This window comes from Pseudomonas orientalis, assembly GCF_022807995.1.
Lineage (GTDB): Bacteria > Pseudomonadota > Gammaproteobacteria > Pseudomonadales > Pseudomonadaceae > Aquipseudomonas > Aquipseudomonas orientalis_B.
Genome location: NZ_CP094351.1, coordinates 1,505,398 through 1,523,884, shown reverse-complemented (window position 1 = coordinate 1,523,884; position 18,487 = coordinate 1,505,398). Strand labels below are relative to the sequence as shown.

At 62.5% G+C, this 18,487-nt stretch carries 16 protein-coding genes; 4 read left to right on the top strand and 12 right to left on the bottom strand.

Annotated features, from left to right (window positions below; genetic code table 11):
* Nucleotides 1-3,162, top strand: a complete 3,162-nt coding sequence (locus tag MRY17_RS06635) for an efflux RND transporter permease subunit (protein ID WP_057723120.1) — start codon at nt 1-3, stop codon at nt 3,160-3,162.
* Complete coding sequence (gene adeC, locus MRY17_RS06630) at nt 3,159-4,616, top strand: AdeC/AdeK/OprM family multidrug efflux complex outer membrane factor (RefSeq protein WP_124357407.1); 1,458 nt, start codon at nt 3,159-3,161, stop codon at nt 4,614-4,616. The genes MRY17_RS06635 and adeC overlap by 4 nt, the downstream gene beginning before the upstream one ends.
* 41 nt (nt 4,617-4,657) lie before the next feature.
* Here adeC and MRY17_RS06625 read toward each other — a convergent pair whose 3' ends face one another.
* Complete coding sequence (locus MRY17_RS06625; protein WP_181284858.1) at nt 4,658-4,807, bottom strand: hypothetical protein; 150 nt, start codon at nt 4,805-4,807, stop codon at nt 4,658-4,660.
* Here MRY17_RS06625 and MRY17_RS06620 point away from each other — a divergent pair.
* Both MRY17_RS06620 and MRY17_RS06615 read left to right on the top strand, forming a co-directional pair.
* Nucleotides 4,793-6,043 (top strand): OprD family porin, encoded by a 1,251-nt coding sequence (locus MRY17_RS06620; protein WP_243353464.1) that lies wholly within the window; start codon nt 4,793-4,795, stop codon nt 6,041-6,043. The two genes, MRY17_RS06625 and MRY17_RS06620, sit on opposite strands and share 15 nt — an antisense overlap.
* Before the next feature lie 84 nt (nt 6,044-6,127).
* Nucleotides 6,128-7,027 (top strand): polysaccharide deacetylase family protein, encoded by a 900-nt coding sequence (locus MRY17_RS06615; protein WP_243353463.1) that lies wholly within the window; start codon nt 6,128-6,130, stop codon nt 7,025-7,027.
* A 171-nt stretch (nt 7,028-7,198) separates the two neighbouring features.
* Here the strand turns inward: MRY17_RS06615 and pcaC are convergent, their stop codons facing one another.
* The 11 genes from pcaC to pcaR form a co-directional block, all read right to left on the bottom strand.
* A complete protein-coding gene (gene pcaC / locus MRY17_RS06610; RefSeq protein WP_243353462.1) occupies nt 7,199-7,594 on the bottom strand; it encodes a 4-carboxymuconolactone decarboxylase in 396 nt (131 codons plus the stop codon).
* 10 nt (nt 7,595-7,604) lie between these two features.
* Entirely contained in the window at nt 7,605-8,396 is a 792-nt protein-coding gene (gene pcaD, locus MRY17_RS06605; protein WP_243353461.1) for a 3-oxoadipate enol-lactonase, read from the bottom strand.
* A gap of 10 nt (nt 8,397-8,406) precedes the next feature.
* A complete protein-coding gene (locus tag MRY17_RS06600) occupies nt 8,407-9,771 on the bottom strand; it encodes a 3-carboxy-cis,cis-muconate cycloisomerase (RefSeq protein WP_243353460.1) in 1,365 nt (454 codons plus the stop codon).
* A 10-nt stretch (nt 9,772-9,781) separates the two neighbouring features.
* The gene (locus tag MRY17_RS06595) at nt 9,782-11,077 is read right to left on the bottom strand and encodes an MFS family transporter (RefSeq protein ID WP_065932817.1); all 1,296 of its coding nucleotides are present in this window, start codon (nt 11,075-11,077) and stop codon (nt 9,782-9,784) included.
* Between the two features lie 187 nt (nt 11,078-11,264).
* Nucleotides 11,265-11,831 carry a protocatechuate 3,4-dioxygenase subunit alpha gene (pcaG, locus tag MRY17_RS06590; protein WP_124422710.1) on the bottom strand — a complete coding sequence of 189 codons (567 nt, stop codon included), beginning with the start codon at nt 11,829-11,831 and terminating at the stop codon, nt 11,265-11,267.
* A 1-nt stretch (nt 11,832) separates the two neighbouring features.
* On the bottom strand, nt 11,833-12,537 hold the full coding sequence (gene pcaH, locus MRY17_RS06585; protein WP_181285163.1) for a protocatechuate 3,4-dioxygenase subunit beta: 705 nt from the start codon (nt 12,535-12,537) through the stop codon (nt 11,833-11,835).
* Nucleotides 12,538-12,554: 17 nt separating this feature from the next.
* Nucleotides 12,555-13,757, bottom strand: a complete 1,203-nt coding sequence (pcaF, locus tag MRY17_RS06580; RefSeq protein WP_243353921.1) for a 3-oxoadipyl-CoA thiolase — start codon at nt 13,755-13,757, stop codon at nt 12,555-12,557.
* The gene (locus MRY17_RS06575) at nt 13,754-14,533 is read right to left on the bottom strand and encodes a CoA-transferase subunit beta (RefSeq protein ID WP_181285162.1); all 780 of its coding nucleotides are present in this window, start codon (nt 14,531-14,533) and stop codon (nt 13,754-13,756) included. The genes pcaF and MRY17_RS06575 overlap by 4 nt, the downstream gene beginning before the upstream one ends.
* A complete protein-coding gene (locus MRY17_RS06570) occupies nt 14,533-15,390 on the bottom strand; it encodes a CoA transferase subunit A (protein ID WP_181285161.1) in 858 nt (285 codons plus the stop codon). Before MRY17_RS06570 ends, MRY17_RS06575 begins: the two co-directional genes overlap by 1 nt.
* Nucleotides 15,391-15,662: 272 nt before the next feature.
* On the bottom strand, nt 15,663-17,003 hold the full coding sequence (locus tag MRY17_RS06565) for an MFS transporter (RefSeq protein WP_243353459.1): 1,341 nt from the start codon (nt 17,001-17,003) through the stop codon (nt 15,663-15,665).
* A 144-nt stretch (nt 17,004-17,147) separates the two neighbouring features.
* Nucleotides 17,148-17,990: a pca regulon transcriptional regulator PcaR gene (gene pcaR, locus MRY17_RS06560; RefSeq protein ID WP_181285159.1), complete on the bottom strand. Its 843-nt coding sequence runs from the start codon at nt 17,988-17,990 to the stop codon at nt 17,148-17,150.
* Between the last annotated feature and the right edge of the window lie 497 nt (nt 17,991-18,487).

Sequence of the window (18,487 nt, the reverse complement as noted above, 5' to 3'; positions counted from 1 at the left end):
ATGTCGAAATTTTTTATCGACCGTCCCATTTTTGCCTGGGTAATTGCCCTGGTGATCATGCTGGTCGGGGCACTGTCGATCCTGAAGCTGCCCATCAACCAATACCCGGCCATTGCGCCAACCGCCATTGATATCCAAGTGACCTACCCGGGCGCGTCCGCACAAACCGTGCAAGACACCGTGGTGCAGGTCATCGAGCAGCAGCTCAACGGTATCGACAACCTGCGCTATGTGGCCTCGGACAGTAACTCCGACGGCAGCATGACCATCACCGCGACGTTCAACCAGGGTACCAACCCGGACATCGCCCAGGTTCAGGTGCAGAACAAGCTGAACCTGGCGACCCCACTGCTGCCGCAAGAAGTGCAGCAGCAGGGTATCCGCGTGACCAAGTCGGTGAAGAACTTCCTGATGGTGATCGGTCTGGTGTCGGAAGACGGCAGCATGACCAAGGACGACCTCTCCAACTACATCGTGTCCAATATCCAGGACCCGATTTCCCGTACCTCGGGTGTGGGTGACTTCCAGGTCTTCGGTTCGCAGTACGCCATGCGTATCTGGCTCGACCCGGCCAAGCTGAACAACTTCCAGCTCACGCCGGTGGATGTCAGCAACGCCATCAAGGCCCAGAACGTGCAGGTGGCCACCGGTCAACTGGGCGGCCTGCCCGCCCTGCCCGGCACTCAACTGAACGCCACGATTATCGGCAAGACCCGCCTGCAAAGCGCCGAAGAGTTCGCCAAGATCCTGATGAAGGTGAACGCCGACGGCTCGCAGGTGCGCCTGGGCGACGTTGCGCGTATTGAACTGGGCGGCCAGAACTACAGCATCAGCGCGCAGTTCAACGGCAAGCCGGCGTCCGGTATGGCGATCAAGCTGGCCGCCGGGGCGAACGCCCTGGACACCGGCAAAGCGATCCGCGCCACCGTGGCGTCCCTGGAACCGTTCTTCCCGCCTGGCATGAAAGCCGTGGTGCCGTACGACACCACCCCGGTGGTGACCGAATCGATCTCCGGTGTGGTGCACACCCTGGTCGAAGCGATCGTGCTGGTGTTCCTGGTGATGTTCCTGTTCCTGCAGAACTTCCGCGCCACCATCATCACCACCATGACCGTTCCGGTGGTATTGCTGGGGACCTTCGGGATCCTGGCGGCGTTCGGTTTCACCATCAACACCCTGACCATGTTCGGCATGATCCTGGCCATCGGCCTGCTGGTGGACGATGCCATCGTGGTGGTGGAAAACGTCGAACGGGTCATGGCCGAGGAGCACCTGTCGCCCAAGGAAGCGACCATCAAATCCATGGGCCAGATCCAGGGCGCCCTGGTGGGTATTGCCCTGGTACTCTCGGCGGTATTGCTGCCGATGGCCTTCTTCGGCGGCTCCACCGGGGTGATCTACCGCCAGTTCTCCATCACCATCGTGTCGGCGATGGCGTTGTCGGTACTGGTTGCCCTGATCTTCACCCCGGCCCTGTGCGCCACCATGCTCAAGGCGATCGATCCGGAAAAGCACGGCCAACCCAAGCGCGGCTTCTTCGGCTGGTTCAACCGCACCTTCGACAGCGGCGTACTCAAGTACGAGCGCGGCGTGGGCGGCATGATCAAGCACAAGATCCCGGCTTTCATCGTGTATGCGCTGATCCTGGCCGGCATGATCTGGATGTTCACCCGTATTCCGAGCGCGTTCCTGCCTGAGGAAGACCAGGGCGTGATCTTTGCCCAGGTACAGACACCGGTGGGCGCCTCAGCCGAGCGTACGCAAAAAGTCATCGACGACATGCGCGCCTTCCTGCTGCATGACAAGGAAGGCGAGCCGGGCGAAGGCAAGGCCGTGAAATCGGTATTTACCGTAAACGGTTTCAACTTCGCCGGTCGCGGCCAGAGCTCGGGGCTGGCATTCGTGATGCTCAAGCCGTGGGACGAGCGCGATTCATCCCAGTCGGTGTTCGAAGTGGCCAAGCGCGCCCAGGGTTACTTCTTCGGGGCCTTCAAGGACGCCATGGTATTTGCCATCGTGCCGCCTTCGGTCCTGGAACTGGGTAACGCCACAGGCTTCGACGTGTTCCTGCAGGACCAGGGTGGCGTCGGCCATGACAAGCTGATGGCAGCGCGTAACCAGTTCCTCGGTGCGGCGGCCCAGAGCAAGATCCTGGCGGGCGTGCGGCCCAACGGCGTGAACGATGAGCCGCAGTACGAACTGACCGTCGATGACGAGAAAGCCAGCGCCCAGGGCATCAGCCTGTCGGACATCCAGCAGACCCTGGCCATCGCGTTGGGCGGCAGCTACATCAACGACTTCATCGACCGTGGTCGGGTGAAGAAGGTGTATGTGCAAGGTGATGCCGCCAGCCGTATGTCGCCGGAAGACCTGGACAAATGGTACGTGCGCGCCGACTCCGGGAAGATGGTGCCGCTGTCGGCCATCTCGTCGGGCAAGTGGATCTACGGCTCGCCCAAGCTCTCGCGTTACAACGGTGTAGCGGCCATGGAAATCCTCGGCACGCCGGCGCCTGGCTACAGTACCGGTGACGCAATGGCGGAAGTCGAGCGCATTGCCAAGGAACTGCCGGCCGGCATCGGCTATGCCTGGACGGGCCTGTCGTACGAAGAACGTCTGTCCGGCTCCCAGGCGCCTGCGCTGTATGCCCTGTCGTTGCTGGTGGTGTTCCTGTGCCTGGCGGCCTTGTATGAAAGCTGGTCGATCCCGATTGCGGTGATTCTGGTCGTGCCGCTGGGTGTGATCGGTGCGCTGATTGCCACCAGCATGCGCGGCTTGTCCAATGACGTGTTCTTCCAGGTAGGCTTGCTGGTCACGGTGGGCCTGGCGGCGAAGAACGCCATCCTGATCGTGGAGTTCGCCAAGGAGCTTCACGAGCAAGGCAAGGGCATTGTCGAGGCGGCCATCGAGGCGTCCCGCATGCGTCTGCGCCCGATCATCATGACGTCCATGGCGTTCGTGCTCGGCGTATTGCCGCTGGCGATTTCCACCGGAGCAGGCTCGGGCAGCCAGCATGCAATCGGTACCGGCGTGATCGGCGGTATGATCACGGCAACGGTGCTGGCGATCTTCTGGGTGCCGTTGTTCTACGCAACCGTGTCCTCCGCCGGCGAACGTAAAAAGAAAGACACCACTGAAACTCCTAAAGAGGCTGGCCAATGAGCAAGTCGCTACTTTCCTTAGCCGTCACCGCCTTCGTGCTCAGTGGCTGCTCGCTGATCCCTGACTACCAGCGCCCCGAAGCGCCGGTAGCGGCGCAGTTCCCGCAGGGGCCGGCGTATTCGTCGGCCCAGGCGCCGGGCCAGGCTGCCGCCGAGCAAGGCTGGAAGCAGTTTTTCCATGACCCTGCCCTGCAACAGCTGATCCAGACCGCGCTGGTGAACAACCGTGACCTGCGCGTCGCGGCCCTGAACATCGACGCCTATGCGGCGCAGTACCAGATCCAGCGTGCCGACCTGTTCCCGGCCGTCTCGGCCACCGGCAACGGCACCCGCTCGCGTACCCCGGCGCGGCTGTCGCAGACCGGTGAATCGAACATTTCCAGCCAATACTCGGCGGGCCTGGGGATCAGCTCTTATGAGCTGGACCTGTTCGGCCGCGTGCGCAGCCTCAGTGAAGAAGCACTGCAGAAGTACTTCGCCACCGAAGAAGCGCGGCGCAGCACCCAGATCAGCCTGGTGGCCAGTGTGGCCAATGCCTACCTGACCTGGCAGGCCGACAAGGAACTGCTCAAGCTGACCCAGGACACCCTCGGCGCGTTCGAGCAGAGCTTCAAGCTGACCTCGCGCAGCAACGAAGTCGGCGTGGCCTCGGCCCTGGACCTCAGCCAGGCGCGCACCTCGGTGGAAAACGCCCGGGTGCAGCTTGCCCGCTATACGCGCCAGGTGGCCCAGGACGAAAACAGCCTGACCCTGCTGCTGGGCACCGGCCTGCCGGCGAATATCGCCAGCAAGCCACTGTCCGATGACCTGCTCAGCGAAGTACCGGCCGGCCTGCCGTCGGACCTGCTGCAACGGCGTCCCGATATCGTGCAGGCCGAGTACAACCTCAAGGCTGCCAACGCCAACATCGGTGCGGCCCGCGCGGCGTTCTTCCCGAGCATCAGCCTGACCGCCAGCGCCGGTACCGCCAGCCCGAACCTGGGCGGCCTGTTCAAGGGCGGCTCGGGCACCTGGTCGTTCGCACCGCAGATCAACATCCCGATCTTCAACGCCGGTAGCCTGCGCGCAAGCCTGGACTACTCGAAGATCCAGAAAGAGATCAACGTGGCCAACTACGAGAAGGCCATTCAGACCGGCTTCCAGGAAGTTTCCGACGGCCTCGCCGCGCGGGCGACCTACAAGCAGCAACTGGACGCCCAACGTGGTTTCGTCGCCGCCAACCAGGATTACTACCGCCTGGCCGAGCGTCGCTACCGTATCGGTGTGGACAGCAACCTGACCTTCCTCGACGCCCAGCGCCAACTGTTCAGTGCCCAGCAGTCGCTGATCACCGACCGCCTGGCGCAGCTGACCAGCGAGGTCAACTTGTACAAGGCTCTCGGCGGTGGCTGGAACGAGCAGACCGCGAAAAATGAGCCGGTGAAAGAAGAAGCACCGCCGCTTAAGTTGTTCTGATAGCCCCGTTGTAAAAAAACCGCTTCCCCGGAAGCGGTTTTTTATGCCTGGTTTTTAATTGCCAACTTACGTTCGATCACCGCCCACAACCCGCTCTGCCCCACTTTCATCGCCCCCGCGGCACCCAGCACCATGGCGGCCACCTGCATAACCCCAATAACAACAGGTCCGACACCATGAGCACTTTCCATCCGCGCCAGCTCCTGCTGGCCAGCGTTGTCAGCAGTCTTGCCCTCCCCGCTTTGGCCGAAGAACACGGCTTTCTCGAAGACGCCAGCGCCAACCTCAACCTGCGTAATTTTTTCTTCAACCGCAACTACACCAACCCGACCAAAACCCAGGGCGGCGCGCAGGAGTGGACGCAAAGCTTCATCCTCGATGCCAAGTCCGGGTTCACTCAAGGCACCGTCGGCTTCGGGGTGGACGTGCTGGGCTTGTACTCGCTCAAGCTCGATGGCGGGCGCGGCACCGGCGGCACGCAGTTATTGCCGCTGGATCACGACGGGCGCCCAGCCGATGCGTTCGGTCGCCTGGGCGTGGCGTTCAAGGCGCGTTTTTCCAGGACCGAAGTGAAAGTTGGCGAATGGATGCCGGTGCTGCCGATCCTGCGTTCGGACGATGGCCGCTCGTTGCCGCAAACCTTGCGTGGCGGCCAGATCACGTCCAAGGAAATCGACGGCCTGACCCTGTATGGCGGTCAGTTTCGAGCGAACAGCCCACGGGACGACAGCAGCATGCGCGACCTGTCGATGACCGGCAAAACCGCCTTCACCTCCGACCGCTTCAACTTCCAGGGCGCCGAATACGCCTTCAACGACAAACGCACCCAAGTCGGGGTGTGGAATGCCCAGCTCAAGGACATCTACCGCCAGCAGTTCGTCAACCTGATCCACAGCCAGCCCGTGGGCGACTGGACCCTGGGCGCCAACCTGGGCTTCTTCTACGGCAAGGACGACGGCAGCGCCCGCGCCGGCAGCCTGGACAACAAGACCTGGTCCGGCCTGTTTTCTGCCAGGTACGGCGGCAACACCTTCTACGTCGGCCTGCAAAAGCTCACCGGCGACAGCGCCTGGATGCGTGTCAACGGCACCAGCGGCGGCACCCTGTCCAACGACAGCTATAACTCGAGCTATGACAACGCCGAGGAAAAATCCTGGCAGGTTCGCCACGACTACAACTTCGCGGCCCTTGGTGTACCCGGCCTTACCCTGATGAACCGCTATATCAGCGGCAGCAACGTGCACACCGGCACGGTGACCGACGGCAAGGAGTGGGGCCGCGAAAGCGAATTGGGCTACACCGTGCAAAGCGGCAGCCTGAAAAACCTGACCTTGCGCTGGCGCAATTCGAGCATGCGGCGCGACTACAGCAACAATGAGTTCGATGAAAACCGGTTGATCGTCAGCTACCCGATAAGTCTGCTGTAAACCGGCGCCGCAGTTACTGTATGGTGCGCGCCTGCCGCTGCCGATCGCCCCAGCAGCGGCCTCTCATTCGGGCCCGCGCACAGCATGAAAACCTTCGCCTCAGCAATCGCAGTGTTCGCCCTGGCCCTGACTCTGGGCGGCTGTATCGGTTCGCCCATCGCCCTGACGCCGCAGACCGAGCAACGTCTGCAAGCCCGGGCGCCGATCCGCTTCCTGCTGACCTTCGATGACGGCCCGAGTGCCTCGGGCTACAACAACCCGAGCCGTTCGGTGGTGGCCGATCTGGCTCATAACCCGGTATTGCCGGGGATCAAGGCGGTGTTCTTTGTGCAGACCGAAGCCGCCCGTTCAGGGGGCAGCGCGCGGGGCCGCAAGACCCTGGTGCGTGAGCATGCCGCCGGCCATGTGCTGGCCTTCCACACGGCGACGGCGTTTCATACCAACCATCGCTGGCTCAATGACGCCGAACTGGAACGCACCCTGAGCCAAGGCGCCGCGGACATTGCCGCCATCACCGGCACGCCGCCCCTGCTGGTACGGCCACCGTTCTGGAACTACGATCGTCGCACGTTCGCCGCCTACCAGCGCCACGGCATGCAGGTTCTGTTGACCGACCTGAGTGCCAATGACGGCAAGATCTGGGGCTTCAATGGCAGCCCACGCCGTCGCGCCAATCTCTACCGCCAGCTGTCAGTGGTGCGTGAGCGCATCGCATTGGGTGAGTTGCCGACGGTGGACGGCGTGATACCGGTGGTGGTGACCTTCCATGACATCAACCGCTACACCGCACGGCATATGCAGGAGTACCTGCAGATCCTGATGGACAGCGCCCGCATCAACGGCCTCAAGACCGCCACCGAGCCCTTCTACACCGATACCGCCACCCTGCAACGCGCAGCGCTGGCACGCACGGTCAAGGAGGTGAACGAGCCGGTGCATCTGCCAGGGGTGTGGAATTGGCTGTGGGATGCCGATTCCAACTGAGGTCTACAGTCAATGAAGATCCCCTGTAGGAGCGAGCTTGCTCGCGAAAAACGTCAACGATAACGCGTACTTTCTGAATGAACGCGGTGCCTGTGAGTTTTTCGCGAGCAAGCTCGCTCCTACAGACGGCATCAGGGCAAGCCCCCTCCCACACTTTGAGCGCATTTCAATTCAGGGTTGGTGCGATTCGATACCCAACTCATCCCACACCGACTCGGCCAGATGGAACGTCGCATTCGCCGCCGGTATCCCGCAGTAAATCGCACTCTGCATCAGCACTTCCTTGATCTCGGCACGGGTCACGCCGTTGCTGGCGGCGGCCCGTAAATGCAGCTTCAGCTCTTCGCTGCGGTTCATGCCGATCAGCATGGCGATGGTGATCAGGCTGCGGGTGTGCCGTGGCAAACCTGGGCGGGTCCAGATATCGCCCCAGGCATGACGGGTGATCATGTCCTGGAACTCGCTGTTGAATTCGGTCAGGGCATTGAGGCTGCGCTCGACATGGGCGTCGCCCAGCACTTCGCGGCGCACTTGCAGGCCCTCGGCATACCGTTGTTTCTCGTCCACGAAAAGCTCCTCAGCGGCCCAGCAGAAATTCAATCACGCGGTCGCTGAAGGCAGCGCCGGCTTGCACATTGGACAGATGCGCCGCATAGAACTCGGCGTATTCGGCACCCTTTACATGGTTCTGGATAAAGTGTCCGCCGGCTGGCGGTGTCACCGCGTCTTCGGTGCCGGCAATCACCAGCGTTGGCACTTTGATCGACGCCAATTGCTGACGGAAATCCGCATCGCGCACCGCCGCACAGTTGGCGGCATATCCTTGGGGCGAGGTGGCCGCGAGCATGTCGGTGATCTGCTCGGCCTGGTGCGGGTTGGCCGCGGCAAAATCGGCGGTGAACCAGCGCGCAATCGAGGCATCGCGCAACGCGGCCATCGCGGCGGCGCCATCGCGCAATACCGTTTCGATACGCGGGTTCCACACCTCAGGCGTGCCGATGTTGGCGGCGGTGTTGCAGAGCACCAGGCGGTTCAGCCGCGTGCCGGCGTGGATGCCCAACCATTGGCCGATGAGCCCGCCCATGGACAGCCCGCAAAAATGCGCGCGCTGAATATTCAGCGCATCCATCAGCGCGATCACATCCTCGCCCAATTGTTCGATGCGGTAGGGCCCCTCGGTGACCAGAGATTTGCCATGGCCGCGGGTATCCAAGCGCAGCACGCGAAAATGCCGGGTGAATGCCGGGATCTGGATGTCCCACATATGCAGGTCGGTGCCCAGGGAGTTGGACAGCACCAGAACCGGTGCATCGGCAGGCCCATCGAACTGGTAATGCAGTTCGCCCTCGGCGAGTTGTACGAAAGCCATAGCGTTCTCCTTACGCGGTCAATGCAAAGTGTTCGGTCACGGCGCGGCTGACCCAGGTATGGGCCTGGCCCAAATAGTTGGCCGGGTCGAGCAGACGGTCCAGTTCGGCCGACGACAACTGGGCAGTGACCTGCGGCTGGTCCGCCAGCACGGCACGCAAATGCCGCTGCTCGGCGACCGCGCGTTTGCAGCACTGCTCGAGCAGGTGGTGCGCGGTTTCACGACCCAGGCGTTGGGCCAGCACGCTGCTGACGGCTTCGGCCAGTACCAGGCCCTGGGTCAGGTCGAGATTACGGGCCATGCGCTCGGCATCCACCTCCAACCCTTCGCTGACCAGCAGCGCCTGTTCCAGTGCCCCCGAGACCAATCGGCAGATCTGCGGCAAGGTTTCCCATTCGGCATGCCACAGTCCCAGGCTGCGTTCGTGCTCCTGGGGCATGGCACTGAACATCGTCGCCACCAGACCGGGCACACGGGTCGCAGCGCTGATCAGCACGGCGGCGCCGACCGGATTGCGCTTGTGCGGCATGGTCGAAGAGCCGCCCTTGCCCGGCGCCGAGGGCTCGAACACTTCCGCCGCCTCGGTTTGCATCAACAGGCTGATGTCGCGGCCCAGCTTGCCAAGGCTGCCGGCGATCAGGCCGAGCACGCTGGCGAACTCCACCAGACGATCACGCTGCGTATGCCACGGCTGCTCGGGCAAAGCCAGCTGCAGCTCGGCGGCCAAGGCCTGCGCCACCGCCATGGCCTGCTCGCCGAGCGCGGCCAGGGTGCCCGACGCACCGCCGAATTGCAGCACCAGCAAACGCGGTTTCAATTCCACCAGGCGCTGGCGACTGCGCGTCACCGCGCCCAGCCAGCCGGCGATCTTCATGCCCAGAGTGACGGGCGTGGCGTGTTGCAGCCAGGTGCGCCCCGCCAGAGGTGTCATCGCATGCCGCTGCGCCTGGGACGCCAGTACGTCGCCCAGGCGAGCCAGGTCCGCTTCGATTAGCTCCAGCGCCCGGCGTAGTTGCAACACCAGGCCGGTGTCCATCACATCCTGGCTGGTTGCCCCCAGGTGCACATAGCGCTCGGCCCCGGCATCCTCGGCAGCAATCAGCTTGCCCAGCGCCTTGACCACTGGAATCGCCGAGTTGCCCGCCGTGGCAATGGCCACGCTGAGCGCATCGACGTCATACAACGATGCCAGGCAGGCCTGGGCAATCGGCGCCACGGCGGCCTGCGGGATCAACCCGACCTGGGCCTCGGCCCGGGCCAGCGCGGCCTCGAAATCCAGCATGCCCTGCAAGCGGCCCTGGTCACAGAACACCTCGGCCATGCTGTCAGCGGTGAAGTAGGCGTCGAACAGTTGGTTGCTCGTGCGCAGTGTCATAACTCATCCCTTACAGATCGTGATGCAGGTACGCCGCCTGTTTCGGCAGGCGTAAGCTGAACAGGAAAGCCACCGCCATCATCGCAGTGACGTACCAGTAGAAGGTGTTTTCCATACCGATGGACTTCAGGCTCAACGCGACCACTTCCGCCGAACCGCCGAACACCGCGTTGGCTACCGCATACGCCAGGCCAACGCCCAATGCACGCACCTGGGGCGGGAACATTTCGGCTTTGACCAGGCCGCTGATGGAGGTATAGAAGCTGACGATCGCCAGGGCCAGCGTGATCAGGACAAAGGCCAGGAACGGACTGGTCACGGTTTTCAGGGTGAGCAGGATCGGCACCGTGAACAGCGTGCCGAGGCCGGCGAACCAGAGCATGGAATTACGACGGCCGATCTTGTCGGCGAGCATGCCGAACAGCGGCTGCATGCACATGTACAAAAACAGCGCGCCGGTCATGATGTAGCTGGCGGTCTTGGCGTGCATACCGACAGTGTTCACCAGGTACTTCTGCATGTAGGTGGTGAACGTATAGAAAATCAGCGAGCCGCCGGCGGTGTAGCCCAGCACGGTGATGAAGGCTTTGCCGTGGTCACGGAACAGCGCGACGATACTGCCGGCGTCCTTGTCTTCGCGCATTTCCTTGCTGGTGGTTTCCTTGAGGGTGCGGCGCAGCAACAGGGAAATCACCGCCGCAATGGCGCCGATCACGAACGGAATGCGCCAGCCCCAGGCACGCAATTCTTCCTCCGTGAGGATCTGCTGCAGGATCACCACCACCAGCACCGCCAGCAGTTGCCCGCCGATCAGGGTCACGTACTGGAACGAGGCGAAGAAACCGCGCTGGCCCTTGAGCGCCACTTCGCTCATGTAAGTGGCCGTGGTGCCGTATTCGCCCCCCACCGACAACCCCTGGAACAGCCGCGCCACCAGCAGCAGCGCCGGGGCCCAGGCGCCGATATCCTTGTAGGTCGGCAGGAAGGCGATGACCAGGGAACCGGCGCACATCATCAGCACCGAGATCATCATGGAATTCTTGCGGCCATGTTTGTCGGCCACCCGGCCAAACAGCCAGCCGCCGATCGGGCGCATCAGGAACCCGGCGGCGAACACGCCGGCGGTGTTGAGCAACTGCACCGTGGGGTCGTCCGAGGGAAAAAACGCCGGGGCAAAGTAAATGGCACAGAAGGCATAGACATAGAAGTCGAACCATTCGACCAGGTTGCCGGAGGACGCACCGACAATCGCAAAAATCCGTTTGCTGCGTTCTTCTCCGGTGTAGTGACTGGTTTTTGTTGTCATGGTTTTTACTCAGTGGGAACGGTTATAGCCTAGACATACTTTGCAACAACCGTGTCATGCAAGCAGACTTTTGGCTATGGAGTGCTTGTAAGGGCCCCATCGGGGGCAAGCCCCCTCCCACATTTTGATTTGTGAATACATTCAAGTGTGGGAGGGGGCTTGCCCCCGATAGGGCCCTACAGCCAACTCAATAATCGAAAAACACCGTTTCCCTGTCTGTCCCCTGCAAAACCACATCCCACTGATAAACCCCAGCCGCATCCGCCTTGGCAATCAGCGTGCTACGACGCTGCGCCGGCACACACGCCAGCAATGGGTCATCCCCATTCAATGCCTCACCGTCAAAATAGATCCGCGTCAGCAAGTGCTTCACCAACCCACGCGCAAACACCAGCACCACCAGGTGCGGCGCCTGGGTGGTGCCTTGAAGCCCGGGCACACTGCCCGGCTTGATGGTGGTAAAGCGAAACCGCCCCTCGGCATCCACCGGCACGCGGCCAAAGCCTTCGAAGTTGGGATCCAGCGCTTTGTCCTGCTCGTCTTCCGGATGGTCGTACTTGCCGGCGGCATTGGCCTGCCAGACTTCAAGCATGGCGTCGTTGACCACATCACCGTTGCCATCCACCACCTGCCCGCTGATTGCCACCCGCTCGCCCAGGGTGGCGGCGACGGTCAGGTCTTCGCGGTTCAGCCAGGTCAGGCCAATGTGGTAGTACGGCCCGACGGTGTGGGACGTGGTTGCATAAAGGCTCATCTCATTTCTCCATCGGCGTGGCGTCGCGGCCGCGCAGGACGATGTCCCAGCGGTAGCCGAGGGCATAGGAAGGAATGGTTTTTTCCAGATCGAAGCTGGCGATCAGGCGTTGCTTGGCGCGGGTGTCCGGCACGCAGTTGTAGATCGGGTCGTATTCGAGCAGCGGGTCGCCGGGGAAGTACATTTGCGTCACCAGCCGCGTCAGTACGCTGGGCCCGAACAGCGAAAAATGGATATGCGCCGGACGCCACGCGTTGTGGTGGTTGCCCCACGGGTAGGCGCCGGGCTTGATGGTCTGGAACTGGTACCAGCCCTCGGCGTCGGTGACGGTGCGCCCGGTGCCGGTGAAGTTCGGGTCCAGCGGCGCATCGTGCAGGTCGCGCTTGTGGTTGTAGCGACCGGCGGCGTTGGCCTGCCAGATCTCCACGAGAATGCCCGGCACCGGCAGGCCGTTTTCATCCAGCACACGCCCGTGAATGATGATGCGTTCGCCCTGGGGCTCGCCTTCATGCTGGGCGGTGAGGTCGTTGTCTTTCTCGCTGATCCGTTCGGCGCCGATAGTCGGGCCGGTAATTTCCGACAACGAATGGGGCAGGAACACCAACGGCTGGGACGGCGAGCGCAAGTTCGTCGACTGGTAGGCCGGGTGCAGGTAATCAGGTTGCGTGCCCGCTTGCGGGCGCCGGTAACCGGGCTTGTCATTCATGCAGCAATCCTCTTTTATCAGACGCGTTCAATCGCCAGGGCCAGGCCTTGGCCAACGCCCACGCACATGGTCGCCAGGCCTTTGCGGCCACCGGTTTTTTCCAGCTGGTGCAGGGCTGTCAGTACCAACCGCGCACCGCTCATGCCCAGGGGATGGCCCAGGGCGATAGCGCCGCCGTTGGGGTTGACCTGCGGCGCATCGTCGGCGATACCCAGTTCGCGCAGCACGGCCAGGCCCTGGCTGGCGAAGGCTTCGTTGAGTTCGATGACGTCGAAGTCGGTGACCGCCAGACCGAGGCGTTCCACCAGCTTGCGCACCGCCGGCACCGGGCCGATCCCCATCACGCGCGGGGCCACACCGGCACTGGCCATGCCCAATACGCGGGCGCGGGCGGTGAGTCCGTGTTTTTTCACCGCGTCGGCCGAGGCCAGAATCAGCGCGGCGGCGCCATCATTCACACCCGACGCATTGCCGGCGGTGACGGTCTTGTCCGGCCCGTTGACCGGCTTGAGTTTGGCCAGGGCGTCCAGGGTCGTGTCCCGTGGATGCTCATCATGCTCCACTAGGGTTTCGCCTTTCTTATGGGCGACCCGCACCGGCACAATCTCTTCGGCAAAGAATCCGGCGGCCTGTGCGGCAGCCGTACGTTGCTGGCTGCGCAGGGCGAACGCGTCCTGGTCGGCGCGGGACACCTTGTAGTCGTCGGCAACGTTATCGGCGGTCTGCGGCATCGCATCCACGCCGTATTGGGCTTTCATCAACGGGTTGATGAAGCGCCAGCCAATGGTGGTGTCTTCCAGCTTCATGTTGCGCGAAAACGCGGCGTCGGCCTTGCCCATCACGAACGGCGCACGGGACATCGACTCGACGCCGCCGGCAATTGCCAGCTCCATTTCACCGCTGGCAATCGCACGAAAGGCAGTGCCGATGGCGTCCATGCCCGAAGCGCACAAACGGTTGAGGGTCACGCCGGGAATACTCTCCGGCAGGCCGGCCAGCAGCAGCGCCATGCGTGCCACGTTGCGGTTATCTTCGCCGGCCTGGTTGGCACAGCCGAGGAACACTTCATCCACCGCGGTCCAGTCTACCCTTGGGTTGCGCTCGATCAGCGCCTTGATCGGCAAGGCCGCCAGGTCATCGGCGCGCACCGTGGACAAGCCACCACCGAAGCGGCCGATGGGGGTGCGGATGGCGTCACAGATAAAGACCTCGCGCATCAGGCTTCTCCCGGTGCTTGGCCGTGGGCAGCTGCGGTACGTGCTTCGAGGTCACGCAGGGCGTTCAACTCAACCTCAGTCGGTTCGGCGGTCACCTCGACCTGGTCGGCAAAACGAATGGCCCAGCCGGTCGCCGCTATCACTTGCTCGCGGCTCACCCCAGGGTGCAATGCGGTGACCACGAACTCATGGGTGCCCTCTTCCGGCTCCATGATGCACAGGTCGGTAATGATGCCGACCGGGCCGGCGCCCGGCAGCCCCAGGCGTTTGCGCGAATCCCCGCCTTCGCCGTGGCCGACCGAGGTGATGAAGTCCAGTTTGTCGACAAACGAGCGGGATGACTGCTTGAGGATGATCAACACGCTTTTGGCGGAACCTGCGATCTCCGGCGCGCCGCCGGCACCCGGCAAACGCACCTTGGGCTGGTGATAATCACCAACTACCGTGGTGTTGATATTGCCGAAACGGTCAACCTGGGCCGCGCCGAGAAAACCCACGTCGATACGCCCGCCCTGCAGCCAATAGCGAAAGATCTCACCGGTGGGCACCACGGTATCGGCGGTTTCCGCCAGCTCACCGTCACCGATGGACAGCGGCAGCACCGATGGCTTGGCGCCAATCGGGCCGGACTCGTAGATCAGCACCACGTCGGGCGAGGAGGTCAGGCGCGCCAGGTTGGCCGCCTTGGACGGCAGGCCGATGCCGACGAAGCACACCGAGCCGTTCTTGAGGCGGCGCGCGGCCGCGACGGTCATCATTTCATTAGTCGAGTAGGTCATTACCTGGCCTCCTGCGCGGCGGCCAGCTTGGCCTGGAACTCGCTGAAATCAGCAGTGCCGTGGATGAATTCGTCGATCCAGGCGGTAAAGGTCCCACGGTCGCGGGCAATCGGGTCCCACGCCTGGTAGAAACGGTTGTCCCGCTCGTTGTAGCCGTGGGCGTAGGACGGGTGCGCGCCGCCGGGCACATGGCACACGGCGGTCAGGGCCCAGGTCGGTAGCACGCAGCTGTTCATCGGTGCGTTCAGGTCATCGACGATTTCCTCCACGGTCACGATGCAGCGCTTGGCCGCCAGGGCCGCCTCCTTCTGCACCCCGAGAATGCCCCACAGCAGCACGTTGCCCTTGCGGTCGGCCTTCTGCGCATGGATCACTGTCACATCCGGGCGTACCGACGGCACGGCCGCCAGCACCTCGTTCGTGAAGGGGCACGTGACGGTCTTAATCAGCGGGTTGACCTTGGGCAAGTCGGAACCGGCGTAGGCCCGCAGCACCGCAAACGGCAGACCGGAGGCGCCGGCGACGTAGGCGTTGGCCAGGTCGGCATGGCTGTGTTCTTCGATCTCCAGCGGCTGCGGCCACTGCTTTTCCACCGCGTCGCGCAGACGATGCAGGGAACCCACGCCCGGGTTGCCGCCCCAGGAAAAAATCAGCTTGCGTGCACAGCCGGCACCGATCAACTGGTCGTAGATCAGGTCAGGCGTCATACGCACCAGCGTCAAGTCTTTCTTGCCCTGACGAATGATTTCATGACCTGCGGCCGTGGGGATCAGGTGAGTGAAGCCTTCGAGAGCGACGGTATCGCCGTCGCTCACGAAGCGCTTGACCGCATCACGCAGGGTGAGAATTTCAGCCATGGGGTTGGGCTCCCGGTGTTGATCGAAAAAGGCGCTGAGGTGGCGCCGAAGTGCATGAAGGTTAAGCCGGGGAAATGGGCCGAACAATCCGATAATCGACTCAGTGTTCGGTTATCGAACGCATTGTTGCCTGGCTGATTTTTCTTGAAACGACGCTATCAACTGTGGGAGGGGGCTTGCCCCCGATGGCGGTGTATCAGTCAGCAATCATCAAGCTGACCCACCGCCATCGGGGGCAAGCCCCCTCCCACATTTTTCAACTGCGCCAGAGGTCAGGTCGCGTCGGCGTGGCTGACCATGCCTTTGATGACCACCGCTGCCGTAGCCAACGCCGCCGGAATCACCAGCGCCGTCAGCACCTGCTCGAAGTTCCAGCCCAGGCCCAGCAAGGTCGCGCCCATCCACGCACCGAGAATTGCACCGAAACGGCCAATGCCGAGCATCCACGACACACCGGTGGCGCGGCCCTGGGTGGGGTAGAAGCGTGCAGCCAGCGAGGGCATGGCCGACTGCGCACCGTTGACGCACATCCCGGCAATCAGCACCAGGGTCGCCAACAGCGTGATATTGCCCAGGCTTTGCCCGACCGCGTAGGCAAATACCCCCGCCAGCAGGTAGAAGGTGCCAATCACCTTGTGCGGATTGAACCGGTCCATCGCCCAGCCCACACCGACTGCGCTCAGAACGCCGCCAAACTGGAACAAGGCACCGATAAAGGCGGCCTGCTCCATGCTGGCGCCGCTGTCGCGCATCAGGGTGGGCAGCCAACTGGTGAGCAGGTAAACGATCACCAGGCCCATGAAATAGGTGAGCCACAGCAACAGGGTGCCGGCGCTGTAAGTGCCGGAAAAAATCACCGCGAACACGTTGCGCGCCTTGACGGTCTGTTGCTCCGGCACGCTGAAGCCACTGGCCTGGGCGACAATGCCTGGCTCAATCGGTGACAGGGTCTTGCGTACCTTGTCGGTGCCACGGTTGCGCACCACCAGATAACGCGCCGATTCCGGCAACCACACCAGCAGCACCGCGGCCAGGATCAACGGCAGGACGCCACCGATCAGCAACAGGCTGTGCCAGCCGAACGCCGGGATCAACTTGGCCGAGATAAACCCGCCACCGGCCATGCCCAGGTTGAAGCCGCAGAACATGCTGGTCACCAGCAGCGACTTGTGCCGCTCGGGGGTGTATTCCGACAGCAGCGTGGTGGCATTGGGCATGCCGGCGCCCAGGCCCAGGCCCGTCAGGAAGCGCAGCACCAGCAGTTGGTCGACATTGGTGCTGTAGGCCGAAGCCAGGCTGAAGGCGCCGAACACCAGCACCGCGCCCACCAGCACCCCTTTGCGCCCGAAGCGGTCGGCCAGCGGGCCGGAGCCCAGCGCGCCGAACACCATGCCGATCAGCGCGGCGCTCATCACCGGGCCGAGGCTGGCGCGGTCGATGCCCCAGTCCTGGGACAGTGCAGGCGCGATAAAACCCATGGCGGCGGTATCGAGGCCGTCAAGGAAGACAATCAGGAAACACAGGATCACCACACGCCATTGATAGCGTGACAAGGGCTGGGCATTGATGAAGGACTGCACGTCCAGGGTAGTACCGACAGAGGGCTGATTCATTATTTTTATTCCACACCGAGGGCGGGCCAGCGACCTGGGGTCGCCATTATTATTGGAGCGCGCCCTGAGGCGCTGCCGCACATTAATAAGCCAGGCGAAACAGCGTCAATCGGTCAAGTCGGGATCTGTGCGGTCACCGAACACTCAGGCAAACAGTTGCGTACTCAACTCGCGACTGGCGCTGAGCATGCTCGGCAGGAAGCGCTGCTCCAACTCGCTGCGGCTGACCCGCCCGGCATGGGTGCTGACATTGAGTGCGGCCAATACCTGGCCGGACGCGTCATATACCGGCACGGCGATTGAACGCAGGCCCTGCTCCAGTTCCTGATCGACGATGCACCAGCCCTGCTGACGCACTTGCTGCAGGCACTCGAACAAGGCTTGGGGCGTGGTCAAGGTGCGACTGGTCTTGGTTTGCAGGTCCGCGTGGTCGAGGTAATCCTGCAACGAGGCGTCATCCAGGGCAGCCAGCAGGATGCGGCCCATGGAGGTGCAGTAAGCCGGTAACCGTCCGCCCACGGAAAGGTCGACGGAAATCAGGCGCTGAGTGGTGGCCGAACGGGCAATGTAAAGAATGTCGTCGCCTTCGAGGGTCGCCATGTTGCAGGCTTCGTGAAGCTGTTCGCTCATGCGGTCCAGATAAGGCTGGGCCGATACGGCCAAGGGGGTCGACGATAAATAAGCATGCCCGAGGGTGAGTACCTTGGGCAGCAACGAGTAGGTACGCCCATCGGTGGTGGCGTAACCGAGCTTGATCAAGGTGTGCAGGCATCGGCGCACGGCGGCGCGCGGGATTTCGGTGCGATGGCTGATCTGGGCGATGGTCAGGTGGCGCTTGCGCTCCTGGAACGCTTGCACCACCGCCAGGCCACGGGCCAGGGAGGTCATGAAGTCCGGATCGCCCGTGAAGGCCTGGATGCGCTTGGCGGGTGATGCCACGATCGGCGGCGCCACTGACGCGAAGGAATTGCGCAATTGATCGTTCATGCAGGGATCCTTTTCTTGTTTTCAACCACAAAAGGGCTGGTTGCTATTACTAGCGGCACGGTTAGCGATGTACAAGGCAAGGGCGGCAAGATTGGGCGATTATCGGACGATCATTCGATTATCGCAATTCTCGGCGACCAGGCCTGCCGCAGTGCCCGGCACGGTAAAAACAGTTGTTCAGGGCAGCTATGTGCAACCAGGACTTACGGGGTGATGTAACAAAACTCGTACATGCAGTTGAGGCTTTTAACTTTATGCCGATAGCGTTATTCAAATGCGTCGCTATAATGCAGCCTGTGCAGAGGTCAGCCCATTCACCTATTGGGATCAGAGCTCGCCCAGCGCCACATGCCGCGCGCTATGATCAATTAAAGTATCGGATTGAAAAAGCGCTTCCGAGTCCTTACCTGTAACTTGAGCATCTGTTCAAGTGGGTATACTCCGAGGCTGTCTTTTGGCATGACGTCGTACCCTTATCAAACTCAACTCAATTAGGT